At 63.4% G+C, this 17,758-nt stretch carries 24 protein-coding genes; 13 read left to right on the forward strand and 11 right to left on the reverse strand.

Annotated elements, in window-relative coordinates; genetic code table 11:
* The 13 genes from KJ624_07845 to rpsI form a co-directional block, all read left to right on the forward strand.
* Nucleotides 1–710: preprotein translocase subunit SecY (locus KJ624_07845; GenBank protein ID MBU2009729.1), on the forward strand; the 710-nt coding region annotated here is incomplete at its 5' end.
* The gene (locus KJ624_07850; protein ID MBU2009730.1) at nt 710–1,369 is read left to right on the forward strand and encodes an adenylate kinase; all 660 of its coding nucleotides are present in this window, start codon (nt 710–712) and stop codon (nt 1,367–1,369) included. The genes KJ624_07845 and KJ624_07850, both read left to right, overlap by 1 nt.
* 29 nt (nt 1,370–1,398) lie before the next feature.
* Nucleotides 1,399–2,109 carry a type I methionyl aminopeptidase gene (gene map / locus KJ624_07855; protein MBU2009731.1) on the forward strand — a complete coding sequence of 237 codons (711 nt, stop codon included), beginning with the start codon at nt 1,399–1,401 and terminating at the stop codon, nt 2,107–2,109.
* A 7-nt stretch (nt 2,110–2,116) separates the two neighbouring features.
* Nucleotides 2,117–2,335: a translation initiation factor IF-1 gene (infA, locus tag KJ624_07860; protein MBU2009732.1), complete on the forward strand. Its 219-nt coding sequence runs from the start codon at nt 2,117–2,119 to the stop codon at nt 2,333–2,335.
* 9 nt (nt 2,336–2,344) lie between these two features.
* Nucleotides 2,345–2,458 carry a 50S ribosomal protein L36 gene (gene rpmJ / locus KJ624_07865; protein MBU2009733.1) on the forward strand — a complete coding sequence of 38 codons (114 nt, stop codon included), beginning with the start codon at nt 2,345–2,347 and terminating at the stop codon, nt 2,456–2,458.
* An 8-nt stretch (nt 2,459–2,466) separates the two neighbouring features.
* Nucleotides 2,467–2,856, forward strand: a complete 390-nt coding sequence (gene rpsM / locus KJ624_07870) for a 30S ribosomal protein S13 (protein ID MBU2009734.1) — start codon at nt 2,467–2,469, stop codon at nt 2,854–2,856.
* An 11-nt stretch (nt 2,857–2,867) separates the two neighbouring features.
* A complete protein-coding gene (gene rpsK, locus KJ624_07875; GenBank protein MBU2009735.1) occupies nt 2,868–3,458 on the forward strand; it encodes a 30S ribosomal protein S11 in 591 nt (196 codons plus the stop codon).
* A complete protein-coding gene (gene rpsD, locus KJ624_07880; protein ID MBU2009736.1) occupies nt 3,459–4,091 on the forward strand; it encodes a 30S ribosomal protein S4 in 633 nt (210 codons plus the stop codon).
* A 9-nt stretch (nt 4,092–4,100) separates the two neighbouring features.
* A complete protein-coding gene (locus KJ624_07885; GenBank protein ID MBU2009737.1) occupies nt 4,101–5,066 on the forward strand; it encodes a DNA-directed RNA polymerase subunit alpha in 966 nt (321 codons plus the stop codon).
* Nucleotides 5,053–5,406 (forward strand): 50S ribosomal protein L17, encoded by a 354-nt coding sequence (gene rplQ / locus KJ624_07890; GenBank protein ID MBU2009738.1) that lies wholly within the window; start codon nt 5,053–5,055, stop codon nt 5,404–5,406. Before KJ624_07885 ends, rplQ begins: the two co-directional genes overlap by 14 nt.
* Nucleotide 5,407: 1 nt before the next feature.
* The gene (gene truA / locus KJ624_07895; GenBank protein MBU2009739.1) at nt 5,408–6,157 is read left to right on the forward strand and encodes a tRNA pseudouridine(38-40) synthase TruA; all 750 of its coding nucleotides are present in this window, start codon (nt 5,408–5,410) and stop codon (nt 6,155–6,157) included.
* Entirely contained in the window at nt 6,154–6,585 is a 432-nt protein-coding gene (rplM, locus tag KJ624_07900; GenBank protein MBU2009740.1) for a 50S ribosomal protein L13, read from the forward strand. The genes truA and rplM overlap by 4 nt, the downstream gene beginning before the upstream one ends.
* Before the next feature lie 3 nt (nt 6,586–6,588).
* On the forward strand, nt 6,589–6,981 hold the full coding sequence (gene rpsI / locus KJ624_07905) for a 30S ribosomal protein S9 (GenBank protein MBU2009741.1): 393 nt from the start codon (nt 6,589–6,591) through the stop codon (nt 6,979–6,981).
* Here the strand turns inward: rpsI and KJ624_07910 are convergent.
* From KJ624_07910 to mtnA, 11 genes are read right to left on the reverse strand one after another with little or no spacing between them, the layout of a single operon-like run.
* Complete coding sequence (locus tag KJ624_07910; protein MBU2009742.1) at nt 6,978–8,018, reverse strand: bifunctional phosphoglucose/phosphomannose isomerase; 1,041 nt, start codon at nt 8,016–8,018, stop codon at nt 6,978–6,980. The genes rpsI and KJ624_07910 overlap by 4 nt on opposite strands.
* A complete protein-coding gene (locus KJ624_07915; protein MBU2009743.1) occupies nt 8,019–9,437 on the reverse strand; it encodes a phosphoglucomutase/phosphomannomutase family protein in 1,419 nt (472 codons plus the stop codon).
* Nucleotides 9,438–9,441: 4 nt separating this feature from the next.
* Nucleotides 9,442–10,656, reverse strand: coding sequence for a methionine adenosyltransferase (gene metK / locus KJ624_07920; GenBank protein ID MBU2009744.1), 1,215 nt, complete (start codon nt 10,654–10,656; stop codon nt 9,442–9,444).
* An 8-nt stretch (nt 10,657–10,664) separates the two neighbouring features.
* A complete protein-coding gene (gene ahcY, locus KJ624_07925) occupies nt 10,665–11,924 on the reverse strand; it encodes an adenosylhomocysteinase (GenBank protein MBU2009745.1) in 1,260 nt (419 codons plus the stop codon).
* A 5-nt stretch (nt 11,925–11,929) separates the two neighbouring features.
* Nucleotides 11,930–13,489, reverse strand: a complete 1,560-nt coding sequence (locus KJ624_07930; GenBank protein ID MBU2009746.1) for an AAA family ATPase — start codon at nt 13,487–13,489, stop codon at nt 11,930–11,932.
* Nucleotides 13,482–14,003: an archaemetzincin family Zn-dependent metalloprotease gene (locus KJ624_07935; GenBank protein ID MBU2009747.1), complete on the reverse strand. Its 522-nt coding sequence runs from the start codon at nt 14,001–14,003 to the stop codon at nt 13,482–13,484. The genes KJ624_07930 and KJ624_07935 overlap by 8 nt, the downstream gene beginning before the upstream one ends.
* Nucleotides 14,000–14,557, reverse strand: a complete 558-nt coding sequence (locus tag KJ624_07940) for an AAA family ATPase (protein ID MBU2009748.1) — start codon at nt 14,555–14,557, stop codon at nt 14,000–14,002. Before KJ624_07940 ends, KJ624_07935 begins: the two co-directional genes overlap by 4 nt.
* Entirely contained in the window at nt 14,521–14,754 is a 234-nt protein-coding gene (locus KJ624_07945; GenBank protein ID MBU2009749.1) for a hypothetical protein, read from the reverse strand. Before KJ624_07945 ends, KJ624_07940 begins: the two co-directional genes overlap by 37 nt.
* 6 nt (nt 14,755–14,760) lie before the next feature.
* Nucleotides 14,761–15,783: a methionine synthase gene (locus KJ624_07950; protein MBU2009750.1), complete on the reverse strand. Its 1,023-nt coding sequence runs from the start codon at nt 15,781–15,783 to the stop codon at nt 14,761–14,763.
* A complete protein-coding gene (mtnP, locus tag KJ624_07955) occupies nt 15,783–16,658 on the reverse strand; it encodes an S-methyl-5'-thioadenosine phosphorylase (GenBank protein ID MBU2009751.1) in 876 nt (291 codons plus the stop codon). The genes KJ624_07950 and mtnP overlap by 1 nt, the downstream gene beginning before the upstream one ends.
* Nucleotides 16,648–17,691 carry an S-methyl-5-thioribose-1-phosphate isomerase gene (mtnA, locus tag KJ624_07960; protein ID MBU2009752.1) on the reverse strand — a complete coding sequence of 348 codons (1,044 nt, stop codon included), beginning with the start codon at nt 17,689–17,691 and terminating at the stop codon, nt 16,648–16,650. Before mtnA ends, mtnP begins: the two co-directional genes overlap by 11 nt.
* Between the last annotated feature and the right edge of the window lie 67 nt (nt 17,692–17,758).

The following is a 17,758-nucleotide window of genomic DNA, read 5'->3' on the forward strand; positions in this document are numbered from 1 at the left end:
CGGATATGGTCGGGCGGGGGTTAATTAGCGGGGGGGCCTTTACGGGGCTGGTGGTCTTTGCCATCCTGGCGCTGGTCATGGTGGCGGTGATAGTCGTCTTTACCGAGGCCCACCGCCGTATCCCTGTTCAGTATGCCCGCAGCCAAATCCGGGGGGGCAAGATGTATCGTGCCTCCGGTTCCACCCACATACCCCTCAGGGTTAATATGGCCGGGATGATCCCCCTAATCTTTGCCATGTCCATGATGATATTCCCGGGGACGGTGGCCAGCTATTTTATGCAGAGCCCGGGCTTTGTTGGCCAGGCGGCCAATTTCATCTTCCGCCTCTTTGATACCACCCATCCCCTCTACTGGATAATCTATTTCCTCCTGGTGGTAGGATTTGCCTTCTTCTATACTTCGGTCATCTTCCAGCAGATGAACTTGGCGGAGACGCTTCAGAAGCAGGGGGGCTTCATCCCCGGCCTCCGCCCCGGGCGCAACACCGAGGAGTATCTGAACCGGGTCATCAACCGCCTCACCTGGGGTGGGGCGGTCTTCCTGGCGTTGATAGCGGTAAGCCCATTCCTGGCCAGGACGGTTACCAATGTCCAGGTGCTTCAGCTCTCCAGCACCGGCATCCTCATCGTGGTAGGCGTGGTGCTGGATACCATGAAGCAACTGGAGGCCCAGCTCCTGATGCGGCACTATGAGGGGTTTGTCCGCTGATGGTGCTGGTCTTTCTGGGACCGCCCGGAGCGGGTAAGGGGACTCAGGCGGCCCTCCTGGCCCGCCGCCGGGGCCTGAAGCACCTTTCCAGCGGGGATCTCCTGCGCAGGGCGGTGGAGGCGGGGAGCGCCCTGGGGAAGGAGGCTCAGAAGTATATGGATAAGGGCCTCCTGGTCCCCGATGAGGTGGTCATGGGCCTCATCCTGGAGCAATTGCAGGGCCAGGATGGGGTGGTGCTGGACGGTTTCCCCCGCACCCTGGAGCAGGCCCGGGCCCTGGACCAGGCCCTGGGGAAGGGGGGGGTGGAGTGGGCCCTTTTGCTCCGGGTGGACCCGGAGGAGCTGGTCCGGCGCATCTCCTCCCGCTGGACCTGCCGGAACTGCCAGGCCCCCTACAATCTTCTGACCAACCCACCCCGGGAGAAGGGGAGGTGTGATAAATGTGGCGGGGGGCTTTACCAGCGCCCCGATGATACCCCGGCGGGGATAAGGAAGCGCCTGGAGGTCTACCAGGCCCAGACCATGCCGGTGATAGAGTATTATAAGGAGAAGGGCAGACTTCTGGAGGTGGACGGGGGTGGTGGGGCAGAGGAGATAAGCCAGGGGATGGAAAAGGCCCTTTCTTCCCTGAAGGGGGTGGGGTGGAGGGGAAGGGGATAGTCATCAAATCGTCCCGGGAAATCGAGCTAATGAGGGAGGCAGGCAGGGTAGTGGCGCAGGTTCTGGAAAGGCTCAAGAATGAGGCCGCCCCCGGGCGGAAGACCGGGGAGTTGGACGGGATTGCCGCCGAGGAGATAGCCCGGCGGGGTGCCCGTTCCTCCTTTTTTGGCTACCGTGACTATCCTGCCCATATCTGCACCTCGGTGAATAATGAGGTGGTCCATGGTATCCCCGGAGGGAGGGTGCTCCAGGAGGGGGATATCATATCACTGGATGTGGGGGCCATCCTGGAGGGCTTCCAGGGCGATGCCGCCATCACCGTAGGTGTGGGTAAGGTCTCGGAGCAGGCCGGGAGGCTCCTGGGGGTCACCCATGGGGCACTGGAAACGGCCATCCGACGCTGCCGAAGGGGCCAGCGACTGGGGGATGTCTCCTTCGCTATCCAGAAGTATGTGGAGGAGAGGGGTTTCTCCGTGGTGAGGGAATACTCCGGCCACGGGATTGGGCGGGAGCTGCATGAGGAGCCCCAGATACCCAACTTCGGCCTGCCGGGGCAGGGGCCCCTTCTCAGGCGGGGCATGACCCTGGCCCTGGAACCCATGGTCAACGCCGGGGGCTGGCGCACCCGACTGGATACCAACGGCTGGACGGTCCTCACCGATGATGGTGGCCTCTCCGCCCACTTTGAGCACACGGTTGCCATCACCGATGGGGATGCCGAAGTGCTGACGGTCCTCTGAGGAGCGGATGTCCAAGAAGGATACTATTGAGGTTGAAGGCACAGTTGCGGAGTCACTTCCCAATGCCATGTTCCGGGTGGACCTACCCAACGGCCACCGGGTGCTGGCCCATGCCTCGGGGAAGATACGCCTTCATTATATACGCATCCTCCCCGGGGACAGGGTGCTCGTGGAGCTTTCCCCCTATGACCTCAAGCGGGGGAGAATAACCTATCGCTTCAAATAGGGGTGAGAGATGAAGGTAAGGGCTTCCGTCAAGGTCCGATGTGAGAAGTGCAAGATAGTGCGCCGCAAGGGGGTGGTGCGGGTCATCTGCTCCAACCCCAAGCATAAGCAGCGGCAGGGCTAGGAGGGGATATGGCCAGGATAGCGGGGGTGGATATACCGGCGGGAAAGAAGGTGGGGGTGGCCCTCACCTATATCTTTGGCGTGGGGCCCTCCAACGCAAAAGTGATAGTTGCCCGCGCCGGCGTCAACTCCGATAGGAAGGTGAAGGACCTCACCGAGGAGGAACTGGCCCGCCTGCGGGAGATTATTGACAAGGAATACAAGGTGGAGGGGGAACTTAGAAGAGAGGTGAGCTTCAACATAAAGAGGCTCGTTGAGGTCAACACCTATCGGGGCCTCCGCCACCGGCGCAACCTGCCCGTGCGGGGCCAGCGCACCCGCACCAATGCCCGCACCAAGCGTGGTCCCAGGAAGACCGTAGCCGGCCGGGGCCAGAGACGCGGCGTGGGCAAGAAATAATAGGGGGAAGGATGCCTGAGAAGACAGATAAGCCCGAAAAGGCTGAGAAGCCTGCAAAGGCCGAGAAGCCTGCAAAGGCCGAGAAGCCTGCAAAGGCTGAGAAGGCCGAAAAGGCTGAGAAGCCCGAAAAGGCTGAGAAGCCCGAAAAGGCTGAGAAGCCCGAAAAGCCCCCAAAGGCAGAAAAGGCCGAGGAGGCCGGAAAGCCCGAGAAGCCTGAAAAGAAGAAGACCAGGGCCCGAAAGCGGGAAAAGAAGGGAGTGGCCCGGGGCCGGGCCTATATCCATTCCACCTTTAACGACACCATGGTAACCCTGACGGATGGTCAAGGTAACGTTCTGGCCTGGGCCAGCGCCGGCACCGCCGGTTTCAAAGGTTCCAGGAAAGGGACCCCCTACGCTGCCCAGATGGCCTCGGAGCAGGCCGCCAGGAAAGCTGTAGAGGTGGGACTTAAGCAGGTGGAGGTGTGGATGAAGGGGCCGGGAAGCGGGCGGGAGGCGGCCATCCGGGCCCTCCAGGCGGCGGGCCTTCTCGTCACGGGCATCCGGGACGTGACTCCCATCCCCCACGATGGCTGCCGTCCCCCCAAAAGGAGGCGGGTATAGATGGCCAGAAGTACTGACCCCAGTTGCCGTCTCTGCCGGCGAGTGGGAGAGAAGCTCTTCCTCAAGGGGGCTCGCTGTCTTGGGCCTAAGTGTGCCGTGGACAAGAGAGGGACGCCCCCCGGGATGCACACCCTGCGCAAGCGCAAGCGCAAGCTCTCCGACCGGGGCCTTCAGCTCAGGGAAAAACAGAAGGCCCGCTACATCTATGAGGTGCTGGAGAGGCAGTTCCGTCGCTTCTTTGCAGAGGCTTCCAAGGCCCCCGGAGCTACAGGGGAGACCCTCCTCCAGCTCCTGGAGCGGCGGCTGGACAGCGTGGTCTACCGCCTGGGCCTCGCCGATTCCCGCGCCCAGGCCCGCCAGATTGTCCACCACGGCCATATCCAGGTCAACGGCCGCCGCACTGATGTGCCGTCCTGCCTGGTCGAAATAGGGGATGTCATTTCCTTCTGGGAGGCCAGCCGGGACACCTTCTTCTATAAGGCCCTTAAGGGAAACCCCCCTTCCCGCCCTGTCCCCGCCTGGCTCAGCCTGGATGGGGAGAAGCTGGAAGGAAAGGTGCTGGCCGTGCCCAGCCGAAGCGATATTGAGATAAGCATCAATGAGAAGGCCATTGTGGAGTACTATGCCCGCTAGGAGATTCCAGTGGTAGAGATAGTCCTGCCCAAGGTAGAGCAGGTGGAGGAATCCGCCAACTACGGGAAATTTGTGGCCGAGCCCCTGGAGAGGGGCTTTGGCACCACCCTGGGCAATGCCTTGAGGCGGGTGCTTTTGAGTTCCCTGCCCGGGGCCGCTATCACTTGGATGAAGATAGATGGGGTGCTCCATGAGTTCTCCACCATACCCCATGTCAAGGAAGACACCATGGAGTTCCTCCTCAATGTCAAGACCATCCGTATCCGGCCCCTGGCTGGCCGCTCCGGGACACTCCTTCTGGAGGCAAAGGGCGAGGGGGAGGTGACCGCCGGCCATATCCAGCCTTCAGCGGACTTTGAGATTTTGAACGCGGACCAGCGCCTGGCCACCCTCGACTCCCCCGAGGCCCGGCTCGCCGTGGAGTTCAATGTGGAGCTGGGCAGGGGCTACCGGCCGGTGGGGAAGGGCTATCTGGAGGGAAGGGACAGCGGTCTCCCCATAGGGGTTATCCCTGTGGATGCCATCTTCACCCCGGTGAGGAGAGTAAACTTTACCACCGAACCTGTCCGCCCTGGCCTGGAGACCGCCCACGAGCGCCTTACCCTGGAGGTGTGGACCGATGGCACTGTCCCTCCTATTGAAGCAGTAAGCCAGGCGAGCCAGATCCTCGAGGACAACTTCATCCCCTTCCTGGAACTCACCCGCCCCAGGGCGCTGGCGGAGAAGGAGAAGAGGGTGCCGGTCCTGCCCCCGGAGAAGTATAATGTGCCTCTGGAGGAGCTGGGGCTCTCTATGCGCACCTACAACTGCCTGAAGCGGGCAGGTATAGATTCCCTGGGCCAGCTGGTGGAGAAGACTGAAAAGGAGCTGATGGAGTTGAGGCACTTCGGGCAGAAGTCCCTGGATGAGGTGCAGGAACGCTTGAGCGTCCTGGGACTGGCCCTGGGAGGAGGCAAGAGCGGTGAGGCACAGTAAGGCAGGCTGGAAACTGAGCCGCGCCACGGACCAGCGCCTGGCCCTTTACCGCAACCTGGTGAAAGAGCTGCTGGACCATGAGAGGATTGTCACCACCGAGGCCAAGGCCCGGGCGGTGAAGCCCATCGTGGAGAAGGTCATCACCCTGGGCAAGGGGGCTACCCTCCATGCCCGCCGCCAGGCCCTGAGCCTGTTGGCCGATGAAGAGGTGGTGGACAAGGTCTTCACCCAACTGGCCAAGAGGTACGCCGAGCGGCCCGGCGGCTATACCCGCATGGTGAAGCTGGGCCCCCGCCTGGGGGACGGGGCCCCTCAGGCCCTGCTGGAGCTGGTGGCATAGGATGTCCAAGATAGTCCTTCTCCTGGAATACGATGGCACTTGCTACCACGGCTTCCAGTTTCAGGCCAATGCCTCCACTGTCCAGGCCGAGCTGGAAGGGGCCCTCCACCGTATTACTGGGCGGGCGATAAGGGTCATTGCTGCCAGCCGCACCGATACCGGTGTCCATGCCAGGGGCCAGGTGGTGAGCTTCAGGACGGACCTGGACTATCCACCCCAGGTATGGCAGAGGGCCCTCAACGCCTATCTGCCCGGGGACATCTCGGTGAGAAAGGCCCACCGGGTGGAAGACGAATTCCATGTCCAGAAACAGGCGGTGAGCCGGGAATACTGTTACGCCATCTGGAACGGCCCCTACCCCTCCCCGCTCCGGGCCCGTTTCAGCTACTATGTCCCCCATCCACTGGATGTAGAGGCCATGAACCGCGCCTGTTCCTGCCTACTGGGGGAGCATGATTTTTCCTCCTTTTCCCCTCTTCCCCACCCCCGCCCGGTGAGGAATGTTTTCAGGGTGGATGTAGGGGAAAGGGGAGGGATGGCCTGCTTCCGTGTGGAAGCCAGTTCCTTTCTTCCTCACCAGGTGAGGCACACCGTGGGGGCCCTGCTCCAGGTGGGGAGGGGGAAGAGGAAGCCGGAGGGCCTGGCAGAGTTGCTCCGGGCCAAGACCCCAGGCCTGGCAGGGCCGGCCGTCTCTCCCCGTGGCCTCTGTCTGCTTAAGGTAAATTATCCCCGGCCCCTGGAGGAAGAATGAAGACCTATTCTACCAAGATTAGCGATATCGAGCGGAAATGGTATGTGGTGGATGCCAAGGACCAGACCCTGGGCCGCCTCGCCACCAGGATCGCCATGCTCTTGAAGGGGAAGGGGAAGGCTATCTATACCCCGAGCCTGGATACGGGCGACTACGTGGTGGTGATAAATACCGGCCAGGTCCGGGTGACGGGCAAGAAGGGCCACGACAAGTTGTATCGGCGGCACTCCGGGTATCCCGGGGGCTTCAAGGAGTTCAGCTTTGATGAGATGATGGCCAAGGACCCAACCGAGGTCATGAGGCACGCTGTGAAAGGGATGCTCCCAAAGAACTCTCTGGGGAAGGCTATGCTGCGCAAGCTGAAGCTCTACGCGGGGCCGGACCACCCCCACCAGGCCCAGATGAAATCGGAGAAAGAGAAGGAATAGACAATGGCAGAGCAGTATACCCCCGCCACCGGCAAGAGGAAGTCGGCCATTGCCCAGGTGAGGCTTGTTCCCGGGCAGGGCAAGATAGAGATTAACGGCAAGGAGTTCTACCAGGTCTTCACCCGGCAGGAGCACCGCCGGCAGGTGCTGCAGCCCTTCGTGGCCACGGAGACCATGGGGAAGTTTGACATCATGGTGAAGGTAACGGGCGGGGGGCTCACCGGACAGGCAGGGGGGATAAGGCACGGCATCGCCCGGGCGCTCGTCAAGTTCAACGAAAGCTACAAGCCCCTGCTCCGGGCAGCCGGGCTCCTTACCCGCGACTCGCGGGTAAAAGAACGCAAGAAATACGGCCTCAAGCGGGCACGGAAAGCCCCCCAGTACACCAAGCGCTAGACCTCTTCCAGGGGGTGCTGGGCTAGCCGTTCTTTCAGCAGGTCTATGGTGGGGACAGGTGAGGGGTCAACCCCGTGTAGGCCCGCCAGGTAGTAGCTCACCCAGTCCCCCAGATAGAGCAGGCCCATCATCTGGCTGAGGACCGCTTTACCCTCCCTCATCACCTCTTCATAGGCTACCCTTTCCCTGTGGAGGACCTCCCGGGTGATTTCCAGGCGCAGGCGGTGGCGGGGTGAAAGGAGGGGGGAGGTGAGGAGCACCACCAGGCTCCCGGCTCTTACCCCAGCGGGAAAAGAATACCCCACCACCGAGTTGTGGTGGGCCTCCGGCAGGGTGTCAAAGAAGGCCCAGGATTTGGCATTCTCATTGAGCTGGTTCTTCCAGCGCCGGGACACGCCTTGGAGGAACCCGGTCCCATAGACCACCACCAGGCGACGGGCTAACCTCCGGGCCAGGGTCTTGGCGGGGTTTCCCCTTTCCATCCCCAGGGCCCCGGCCATCTTCTCCAGGACCCCCACCATCTCCGCCACCCCGGCGGACTTGTCGCGGAGCAGGCCCAGGCGCTCCAGGGCCCCCACCAGCCCCAGGAAGCTGTAGCCTACCGCCGCCCGGGGCGGTGCCTGATAGTCTATCGAGAAGACCGGTATGTCTTCCTTCTTGGCCAGCTCCCCCAGCCGGCCGCCGGAGGTTATGGCCAGCTTTCTGGCCGGGCTCTTGAGGCTGGCGAGAAAGCTGGAGAGGGTCTCTTCAGTATTGCCGGAGTAGCTGGAGAAGATGGCGAGTGTGCGCTTGTCCAGGAAGGGAGGGGGGGTGTAGTCCCGGTGGACGATGACCGCCAGGCCCTCCTCGCCGGCCAGCCCTGCCAGCAGGTCCCCTGCGGTGGCGGAGCCTCCCATTCCCACCAGCACCAACTTGTCCACCTGCCGGTAGCTCCTGGGGAGCTTCAGCCCCAGCCCCTTCTTGTAGGCCAGGAGGCACTGCTGGGGGAGCGCCAGGAGATGGGCCTTCATGCCCCCGGCGTCTCGCACCTTGACCATCTACAGCCCCGCCAGCCTTTTCCCTCCCTTTAGGAGCTCCTCTACCTGCTGAGGGGACAGGCCCTCGGCATAGATGCGCAGCAGGGGCTCGGTGCGGGAGAAACGCACAAGGAGCCAGGAGCCGTCGGCCATGATGAAGCGGAGGCCGTCCACCGTATCCCGGGAGACTACCTTCTGACTGGCCAGGAGCTTGGGGGCGGCCTCCTGGACGGACTTCTCAATCTCAGAGGCCCTTTCCGGGGGATAGGTCAGGTCCAGGCGCTGGAAGCAGTGGGTCCCCACCTTTTCAAAGAGGTAGTCCACTAGCTGGGAGGGGGTCTTGCCCGTTTTCCGCATCAGGTCCAGGAAGAAGAGCGCGCCCAGGATGCCGTCCCTCTCCAGGGCATGGCCCCGGAAGCCGTAGCCGCCGCTTTCCTCCCCCCCCAGGAGGGCCTCTTCCCTCACCATCATGGGGGCCACATATTGGAAGCCTATCGGGGTCTCAAATACAGGCACGCCAAAGAGCTCCCCCAGGCGGAAGAGCATGCGGCTGGAGGTGACCGTCTTTATGATAGCCCCCCTCTCCCCCCTCATCTCTAGGAGATAGAGGGCCAGGAGGGTAAAGACCTGGGCCTGGCTGATGAAGTTGCCCTTTTCATCCACCACCCCCATCCGGTCAGCGTCCCCATCGTTAGCCAGGCCCACCTGGGCCCCTTCTTGCCTTACTACCTGGGAAAGCTCCCCCAGGTTTTCCGCGATGGGTTCGGGGCGGAGGCCGGGGAAGAGGGGGTTTCGCTCCCCGTGGAGCTCCAGGACCCGGGTCCGGCCCCCCTCCAGGAGGGCCTTCAGGTATCCCGCCCCGGCCCCATACATAGAGTCCACCACCACTTTGAGCCCGGCCCCTTTGAGTTCCTCCACCGGGACCAGGCGGCGGACCTGCTCCATATAGGCGGGCAGGGGGTCCAGGTCCTGCACCATGCCCTCCTTCCTGGCCAGGAGGAGGGGCAGGCTCCTGGTCTTGCCCTCCACGAGGGTCCTCTGGATGTGTCTTTCAATCTTGTCCAGCACCTCCGAGGGGGCGCTGGCCCCATCGGAGGTGCGGTATTTGAAGCCGTTGTATTTGTAGGGGTTGTGGCTGGCGGTGATGATTACCGCCCCGGCGGCATGCTTGAGGCCCACGGCGAAGCTGATGACGGGGGTGGGGGTGGGGCGGGGGGTGAGATAGACCAGGATGCCGTTCCCCGCCAGGACCTCAGCGGTGGCCTGGGCAAAGTCCTCCGAGGCAAAGCGCGTGTCATAGCCCACCACCACTCCCTTATCCACCAGGCCCGATTCTCTAACATGAAGGGCCACACCCTGGGCACAGGCCCGCACATTATCAAAAGTGAAGTCCTGCCCTATGATGGCCCGCCAGCCATCGGTGCCAAATCTTATGGGCATCAGCTCAGGAAACGGCCCCCTTTATGCCGGCTTCTTCGCGGAGGATGGCTGCCTTGTCCGTCTTTTCCCAGGGGAAGTCCCCATCCTCCCGGCCAAAGTGGCCATAGACCGCCGTGGGCCGGTAGATGGGCCGTCTCAGCCTCAGGGTCCGGATGATGCCCTCGGGGCGGAGCTCAAAGTGCCTCTTGATAAGCTCCGAGATAACCTCATCGGGGACCTTCCCCGTGCCGAAGGTCTCTATGGAGATGGAGACAGGGTGGGCTACCCCCAGGACATAGGCCAGCTGGAGCTCCAGGCGCTCCGTCAGCCCCGCCGCCACCACATTCTTGGCGACATACCGGGCCACATAGGCGCCCGAGCGGTCCACCTTGGTGGGGTCTTTCCCCGAGAAGCACCCCCCGCCGATGCGGGCGAAGCCGCCGTAGGAGTCCACCATGAGCTTTCGCCCGGTCACCCCGGTATCGGCCACCGGGCCCCCGACGACGAACTTGCCCCCGGCGTTCACCAGGAAGCGGGTGCGGTCCAGGAGGTGGGGGGGGGCCACCGGCTTTATCACCGCCTCTATGACGTCGCTCCGTAGCTTCTCCAGGTCCACATCGGGGTCATGGTTGGCGGCGATGACTACCGCTTCCACCCTCTTCGGCTTTCCCCGGGAGTATTCCACCGTCACCTGGGACTTGCCGTCGGGGCGGAGGTAGGGCAGGGCTCCCTCCCTCCTTACCTGGGCCAGGCGTCGGGCCAGCCGATGGGCCAGGGAGATGGGCAGGGGCATAAGCTCGGGGGTCTCAGTGCAGGCATAGCCTGTCATCATCCCCTGGTCCCCCGCCCCTGTCCCCTCCAGGTCATCCGCCTTGCCCCCCTGGGCTTCCATGGAGCGGCTGACGGCGTGGTTGATGTCTGGGGACTGAGGCTGGATGGAGACCATGGTGCCCACGCTCTGGTAGTCAAAGCCCAGCTCCGGGCGGGTGTAGCCGGCATCCTTCAGCACCCCCCGGATGATGTCCGGTATTTCTATATAGCAGTCGGTGGTTATCTCCCCCATGACTATGACCAGGCCCCGGGTCACCGCTGTCTCACAGGCCACCCGTCCTGAGGGGTCCTGGGCCAGGACAGCGTCCAGAACGGCATCCGCTACCTGGTCGCAGAGCTTGTCGGGGTGGCCCTCGGCGACGGACTCCGAGGTGAAGAGGTAGCTGGGAGAGGTGAGAAAGGTATTCATGTTGCCTCCTATGTGCCCATATCCCAGGAGCGGAGGTATTTTTCCTGCTCCGGGGTGAGGGTGTCTATTTTCACGCCCAGGGACTGGAGCTTGAGGCGTCCTACCCCCCGGTCTATTTCCAGAGGGACGGGATAGACCCCGGGCTCCAGCCTCTTCTCCTTCCTGGCTATATATTCTGCGGCGAGGGCCTGGTTGGCGAAGCTCATGTCCATGACGCTGGGGGGGTGGCCCTCGGCGCAGGCCAGGTTCACCAGCCGGCCCTGGGCCAGGAGATGCAGCCGGCGCCCATCCTTAAGCCGGTATTCCTCCACGTTGGGCCGGACCTCCCTTTTCCCCTGGGCCATGGCCTCCAGGGCCTCTATATTTATCTCCACATTGAAGTGGCCGCTGTTGGCCAGGATGGCCCCGTCCTTCATCACCTCAAAATGGGGCCGGTCCAGGACATGGGTATCCCCCGTGATGGTGATGAAGATGTCCCCTACCCTGGCGGCCTCCAGCGCGGGCATCACCGAAAAGCCGTCCATGACCGCCTCCAGGGCCGGGATGGGCTCCACCTCGGTGACGATGACCAGGGCCCCCATCCCGCGGGCCCTCATTGCCACCCCCCGCCCGCACCAGCCGTAGCCGCAGACCACCACCCTTTTGCCCGCCCAGAGGACATTGGTAGCCCGGGTGATGCCGTCCACGGTGCTCTGCCCAGTCCCGTAGCGGTTGTCAAAAAAGCGCTTGGTCTGGGCATCGTTTACGGCGATTATGCCATAGGCCAGACGGCCCTTTTGGGCCATTTCCCGGAGCCTCACGACCCCGGTGGTGGTCTCCTCGGTGCCCCCCAGGACCCCTTCAAGAAGTCCTTTCCTCTCTTTATGCAAGAAAACAGTGAGGTCGGCCCCATCGTCCATGGTGATGTGAGTGCCCGGTTCCAGGGCCTGGGCGATGTGGCGGTAGTAGGACTGGCTGTCCTCCCCTCTTATAGCGAAGGTGGGGATGGCAAAGTCCTGGACCAGGGCGGCGGCCACCTCGTCCTGGGTGGAGAGGGGATTGGAAGCGCATATGGACACCTCTGCCCCCCCTGCCTTGAGGGCCAGGGCCAGGTTGGCCGTCTCGGTCGTGACATGGAGGCAGGCCGAAAGACGGAGGCCCTTCAGGGGTTTCTCTCTGGCAAAGCGCTCACGGATAAGCCCCAGGACGGGCATCTCCCGGGCCGCCCACTCTATCTTCAGCCGGCCCTGGAGGGCCAGGGCGGGGTCCTTGATATCCGCTTTCACAATTTCAGCTATTCTACGCCTCCCGCAAGCCTCCTGACAAGGCCCGGAAGGAGCGCTTTCACCGTGGCGCTGGTATCTATCTTGAGGTGATGGTCGGGGGGCACCTCCGTTATTTCCTCCCATCTCTCCCTTTCCCTGAGATAGACCTGCCAGTCGGCGTCGGAGAAGGAGGCCTCCCCCGCCCTCCGTTCCAGCCTCTCCCTTATCACTTCTTCAGGGCAGAGGGCCTCCAGGACAAAGAAATCCGACTCCACCTCCCTGGCCAGCGAGGCCGCCTCCTCCCTGAGGGCCCGGGAGCGGAAGGTGGCATCCAGGAGGACGGAGCCCCCCTGGAGGAGGATGTTCCTGGCCCGTTGGAATATCTCCTCATAGGTGCGCCGGGTGAAGGCGGGGGAGTAGAGGCCCTCTTGGAAGGCCTCATAGTGGTGCTGGGTGGGGGGAAGGCCGGCCAGGGCCTTGCGCACGGCATCGGAGGAGACCACCTCCCAGCCCAGCCTTTCCCCCAGAGCGCGGGCCAGGGCGGTCTTGCCCGTGCCCACTAGGCCGGCGGTGATGGCCAGCTTTCTTCCGGCGTAGGCCAGGGCCAGGTCAAAATAGCCCCTGGCGGCCTGGAGAGCCCTTTCCCTCTCCTCTTGAGGGATGTGGGGGGCATCGGCCTTGAAGCCCTCCACCTTGGCCCGGACATGGGCACGGTAGAGCTTGTAGAAGGCCAGGACATCCCAGAGGCCCCTGTCCCCCGAGCCCTGGATATAGGCCTCTACAAAGGCCCGCGAGAGGTGGGGGAAGCCGTGGTGGTCCAGGTCCATGGCCAGGAAGGACACCTCCGAGGCGGTATCGCCGTAGCGGAAGCGGTCGTTGAACTCGATGCAGTCAAAAATCTTAACTCCGTCCTCAAAGCAGATGTGGGCGGCGTGGAGGTCCCCGTGGCAGTCACGGATATGGTCCCCCTCAACCCTCTGCTGGAAGATGTCTGCGTGGCGCTGGAGGAAGCCGTAGGCGTAGTCCTTCAGGGCCTGGTATTTCTCACGGGAGACGGTGCGCCCGATGTATGGCTCGGTCTGGGTGAAGTTCTCCCCGGTATTGGTCTTGACATAATCCAGAGAGCCGAAGGCGGATATATGGGGGCTGGTGGCGGCCCGGGAATGGAACTCGGCCAGGAGCCGGGCCACCCTTTCCACCATGGCCGGGGTCACCAGGTTCTGGGCCAGAAGGCGGTCCATCATCTTTTCCTGGGGGAGCTGGCGCATCTTCACCGCATATTCCAGGGCCTTCCTTTCCCCCTCCACCCCATGCCTTCCGCCCCTTCTGGTGATGGGCACCACTCCCAGATAGACATCGGGGCAGAGCCGGCGGTTGAGGAGCACCTCCTGCTCTGAGAAGTGTTTCCTTTTATCCAGGGTGGTGTAGTCCAGGTAGCCCAGGTCCACCGGCTTTTTCACCTTGTAGACATACTCCCCGGTGAGGAAGACGAAGGACATCTGGGTCTGGAGGAGCTCAATCTTGGGGGGGTGGTGGGGGTAGGCCCGGGGTTCCAGGAGGTCCCGGACCAGGGGGGGAAGCTCAGCCACGGCCGGCCTTCTTCTCCTGGCAGCGGGGGCAGAAGGCCCGGCCCTTTCTATCGGTGTCCTCCAGGGAGTTGGAGAAGGTCATAACACAGCCGGGGTCGGGGCAGTGCCCCAGGGTGAGGAGGTGGCCTATCTCGTGGACGGCCTCTCTGACGGCCCTCTCCAGGAGGAGGTTCTTGTCAGGGGGCTGGCCGTGGTATTCGGGCCGCAGGCGGGTGAGGGAGATGACCGCCGTCTGAATCCCCGGCGCCGCCAGGCCGAAGACAAAGTCCAGCCCGGGGCTGTAGATGTCCACATCCGCCACCCCCAGCAGCCTCTCCCCCTGCCGGGGCAGCCGGGCGAGGGCATAGAGGAACTCCGAGGCCTGGTGCTGCCCCCGCTTGGGGTTGTACGCTGACGGGGGAAGGGGCATGCTGTTCCCTAGTTCGGCCCCCTCCACAAAAACCTCCGCCAGGGCCTCCCTGAGCCCGGAGAGGACATGGTCCTCTATCTCGCCCACCGGGACCAGGCGTATCATGCCGTTTGCAGCCAGGCCCTGACCTCCTGGAGGCAGGCCTGGAAGTTGGAGCGGGTAAGCAAGAGGACCCGCACCTGGGGCAGGGCTTTTATGCGGTCGGCGACGGGGTGGGGTGCCAGCATGATGGTCCCCAGGACCCTGCCCATCTCCAGGGCCCGGGCCACCGCCTCCTGGAAGGCGGTGGAGAAGAGCTCCATCTTGCCTATCTCATCCACCACCACCAGCCTTTTCTCCTCTAGCGCTTTCCTGAGGGCTTTCACCCCCACCCTTTCCAGGGCGGCCACATCCACCCCATATTTGCCCACCCGGAAGGGACCGGGGAAGTCCACATGGGCCAGGACTGCCGTTTCCCCCTCCAGGGTCACCAGGCGGAAGCCCTGCCTTACCCCCCCGGCCCGGATTTCCTCGGTATAGAACCCCCCTGCCCCGCCGGAGTAAGAGGCCAGGGCCTCCTTGATGAGGGTTGTCTTGCCCGAGCCGGGGCCCCCTGTGAGGAGGCAGGCGGTCTTGGCAGAGCCTATGCCTTCCGCTCTACCTTCTTTCTCTCCGCGTATTTCTTCGCTTTGACCCGATGTTTGGCTATGGCTACCCTTTTTCTTTTGTTCATCTTCTCCCCTGAGCTATTACTTAGGCTGTAAGAGTTCCCGTCATAGGGGGGCAAGGAGAGACCCTTCGCTCCGCTCAGGGTGACAAGTAGCTCTGTCATTCTGAGCGTAGCGAAGAATCTCGCTTTGCTGATTTCCGCAACCAAGCGCCATTATAGTCTCTTTCTCATCTCCTGGGAGAGCTGGGAGAGGAGCTCCAGGGCCCTCAGGGAGGCTTCAGGGGAGAGGGGGGCCAGGCCGCAGGAGGGGGTGACCAGGCCCTGGGAGAGGAGCTGGCGGTGGGGGATGCCCTTCCGGGTGAAGGGGACCATGGCCTCCTCCAGCCGGTCCCGGAGGCTGGAAAGGGTCTCCCTGGCCAGGCTCTCTTCATCGTTGGGGATAATCCCCCAGGCGATGGCCCCGCCCTGGCCCAAGAAGGCCTTCACTTCATCGGGGTAGAGGGGGAGGGTGTGGGCATAGTTATAGGCATCAAAGCTGATAATCTGGGCGGAGGTGGAGAGGAGCACCGACCAGTCGGTGTTGCCGCAGCAGTGGACCCCCTTCACCCCCTGGATGCCCCCCAGGACTGTCTCCAGAAGGGACGTGGCCTGCTCCCGGTTTAGGGCGAAGTGGGCCGAGCCAAAGGCGCTCATATAAGGCTCGTCCACGAAGATGATAGTGGGGTAGCCCAGGGAGGCCAGCTTCTTTTCCTGCCGGGCGGCTTTCAGCCGGAGGTGCTTGGCCAGGGCGTCGGAGAAGATATCGTGGTAGAGGATGGGCTTCCTGTCCTGGTCGGTGATGGAGAGGCCACAGCTTATGGGCCCGGTTATCTGCCCCTTGACCGCCCTGGGGTTGCCCAGCCGGGAGGCGAGGAAGGCATGGAAGCCCGCCGCCCTTTCCCGGCTTGTAGCGTAGCTGTCCACGGCCATGGCCTCGTAGTCATCCTGGAGCTGCCTTAAAGGCTGGTCCACATCCCTGTTTGTGTCTATGAATATCCGCTCGCCCTCTTCTATCGCCCCGGGCAGGCCCTCCCCGAACTGGAGATACATGCCCTCGTAGAAGGAGCGCTTGGGGAGCTGGGGCCAGGCGGGGAGGTGGGGCAGGAACCTGAGGACCGCCTGGCAGGCGGCTTCGGGGTCGGCATGGGGCATACTGCCTATGGCCGTGGCCAGGAAGCCCGCCTCCACTTTCGCCATCATCCCTCCGGCGGCAGGTATTTCCCTATCAGGAGGGCCAGTTCCTGCCTTTTCTGGGCCGGGATAAGCCTGGGGTCGGTGATAATGGCGTCTTTGAGGGTGGTGGGGCAGGGGCAGTCCCTCTCCCTGGGGATGGCCCCTATTAGTTTCCTCAGGACCGTCTTTGCCCTTTCCACATTCTTCTGGAGGTTGGAGATAACCATCTCTATGCTGACCGAGGCGTGCTCCTGGTGCCAGCAGTCGTAGTCGGTCACCGAGGCCAGGGTAGCGTAGCAAATCTCCGCCTCCCGGGCCAGCTTGGCCTCGGGCAGGGCGGTCATGCCGATGATATCGGCCCCCCAGGAGCGGTAGAGGAGGGACTCGGCCCTGGTGGAGAAGAGGGGTCCCTCTATGACCACCAGGGTCCCCCCCTTGTGCACCCCCACCCCCTCCCCCTGGCAGGCCTTGTAGAGGGCCCGGGAGAGGGCCGGGCAGAAGGGGTCGGCAAAGGCCACATGGACCACCACCCCACCCCCGAAAAAGCTGCTCACCCGGCTCCGCGTGCGGTCAAGGAGCTGGTCGGGGATTACCAGGTCCAGGGGCTGGAGTGTCTCTTTAAGGCTGCCCACCGCCGAGACCGATATAATCCTCTCCACCCCTAGGGACTTGAGGGCGTAGATATTGGCCCGCACCGGGATTTCCGTAGGGGAGATGCGGTGGCCCCGGCCGTGGCGGGGGAGGAAGGCCACCCTCTCCCCCTCCAGGGTGCCCAGGACGATGGCATCGCTGGGGTCGCCGAAGGGGGTCTTCACCCTGACTTCCTTCACGTCGCTCAGCCCCTCTATGTGGTAGAGGCCGCTGCCCCCGATGACCCCGAGCCTGGCCTCAGGCATCATGGCCCGCCACGGCTTTCTTCAACCTCTCCTCGTAGGGCTCCTGGAGGACGCCCTTCTCGGTGATGATGGCGCTGATATAGTGGTGGGGGGTGACGTCAAAGGCGGGGTTGGCCGCCCGGGTGCCCCGGGGCGCTGTGGAGGCCCCGGCGAAGTGGGTCACCTCCCGGGGGTTCCTCTCCTCAATGGTGATTCCCTCCCCCGAGGCCAGGGAGAGGTCAACGGTGGAGGTGGGGACTACAATATAGAAGGGGACCCCGTGCTCCATGGCCAGGACGGCCAGGGTATAGGTCCCTATCTTGTTGGCCGAATCCCCGTTGGCGGCTATCCGGTCCGCCCCCGTTATCACTGCCTTGACCTCCCCTTTTTTCATGAAATAGCCCGCCATGGAATCGGTGATAAGGGTGAAGGGGATGCCCTCCTGCTTAAGCTCCCAGGCGGTAAGGCGGGCACCCTGGAGGAGGGGCCGGGTCTCGGAGACCAGGACCTGGATATGCTTCCCCTGCCGGTGGGCCACCTTTATTACCCCCAGGGCGGTGCCCACCCCCGCCGTGGCCAGGGACCCGCTGTTGCAGTGGGTGAGGACCAGGTCCCCGTCGGCCAGCAGCTCCGCCCCATATTGCCCCATCTTCTCCGACGCTTCCTCTTCTTCCCTTTCCAGGGAGAGGGCCTCCTCAAGAAGCCGGGCCTCTATCTCCCTGTGGCCGGTGCCCCCTGCCCAGGCCCGCCTCATCCGGTTGAGGGCCCGGGGGAGGTTGACGGCGGTGGGGCGGGTCTTCTCCAGGGCCCGGGCCACCTCTTCCAGCCCCTTCCTGAACTCCGGGAGGGAGGAGACCGGCAGGCCCCTTGCCCCCAGCACCACCCCGTAGGCGGCAGCGATGCCTATGAGGGGGGCGCCCCTCACCCTGAGGCCCCGGATGGCCTGGGCCACCCCTTCTGCATCCCTGAGCTCTCTATAGACCAGGCGGTGGGGGAGGTGGGCCTGGTCAAGGATGCGCAGCCTATCCCCCAGCCACTGGACTGCCCTGATGGACAAACCTACTTCGTCAGGCATTTTGCCTAAATACTACTACATCGGCCAGAAATTGGGAAATGGCCCTCTT

The organism is Chloroflexota bacterium, assembly GCA_018825785.1.
Classification (GTDB): Bacteria; Chloroflexota; Dehalococcoidia; order JACVQG01; family JAHKAY01; genus JAHKAY01.

Coding starts and splice junctions, on each gene's coding strand:
- KJ624_07850 (MBU2009730.1), top strand. CDS start 710: ATGGTGCTGGTCTTTCTGGGACCGCCCGGAGCGGGTAAGGGGACTCAG.
- map (MBU2009731.1), top strand. CDS start 1,399: ATGAGGGAGGCAGGCAGGGTAGTGGCGCAGGTTCTGGAAAGGCTCAAG.
- infA (MBU2009732.1), top strand. CDS start 2,117: ATGTCCAAGAAGGATACTATTGAGGTTGAAGGCACAGTTGCGGAGTCA.
- KJ624_07910 (MBU2009742.1), bottom strand. CDS start 8,018: ATGGTCAAGGTGCGAGACGCCGGGGGCATGAAGGCCCATCTCCTGGCG.
- KJ624_07935 (MBU2009747.1), bottom strand. CDS start 14,003: ATGATACGCCTGGTCCCGGTGGGCGAGATAGAGGACCATGTCCTCTCC.
- rpsI (MBU2009741.1), top strand. CDS start 6,589: ATGGCAGAGCAGTATACCCCCGCCACCGGCAAGAGGAAGTCGGCCATT.
- metK (MBU2009744.1), bottom strand. CDS start 10,656: ATGAATACCTTTCTCACCTCTCCCAGCTACCTCTTCACCTCGGAGTCC.
- rpsK (MBU2009735.1), top strand. CDS start 2,868: ATGCCTGAGAAGACAGATAAGCCCGAAAAGGCTGAGAAGCCTGCAAAG.
- rpsD (MBU2009736.1), top strand. CDS start 3,459: ATGGCCAGAAGTACTGACCCCAGTTGCCGTCTCTGCCGGCGAGTGGGA.
- rpmJ (MBU2009733.1), top strand. CDS start 2,345: ATGAAGGTAAGGGCTTCCGTCAAGGTCCGATGTGAGAAGTGCAAGATA.
- KJ624_07950 (MBU2009750.1), bottom strand. CDS start 15,783: ATGGCGAAAGTGGAGGCGGGCTTCCTGGCCACGGCCATAGGCAGTATG.
- KJ624_07915 (MBU2009743.1), bottom strand. CDS start 9,437: ATGCCCATAAGATTTGGCACCGATGGCTGGCGGGCCATCATAGGGCAG.
- mtnP (MBU2009751.1), bottom strand. CDS start 16,658: ATGATGCCTGAGGCCAGGCTCGGGGTCATCGGGGGCAGCGGCCTCTAC.
- truA (MBU2009739.1), top strand. CDS start 5,408: ATGTCCAAGATAGTCCTTCTCCTGGAATACGATGGCACTTGCTACCAC.
- rplM (MBU2009740.1), top strand. CDS start 6,154: ATGAAGACCTATTCTACCAAGATTAGCGATATCGAGCGGAAATGGTAT.
- rpsM (MBU2009734.1), top strand. CDS start 2,467: ATGGCCAGGATAGCGGGGGTGGATATACCGGCGGGAAAGAAGGTGGGG.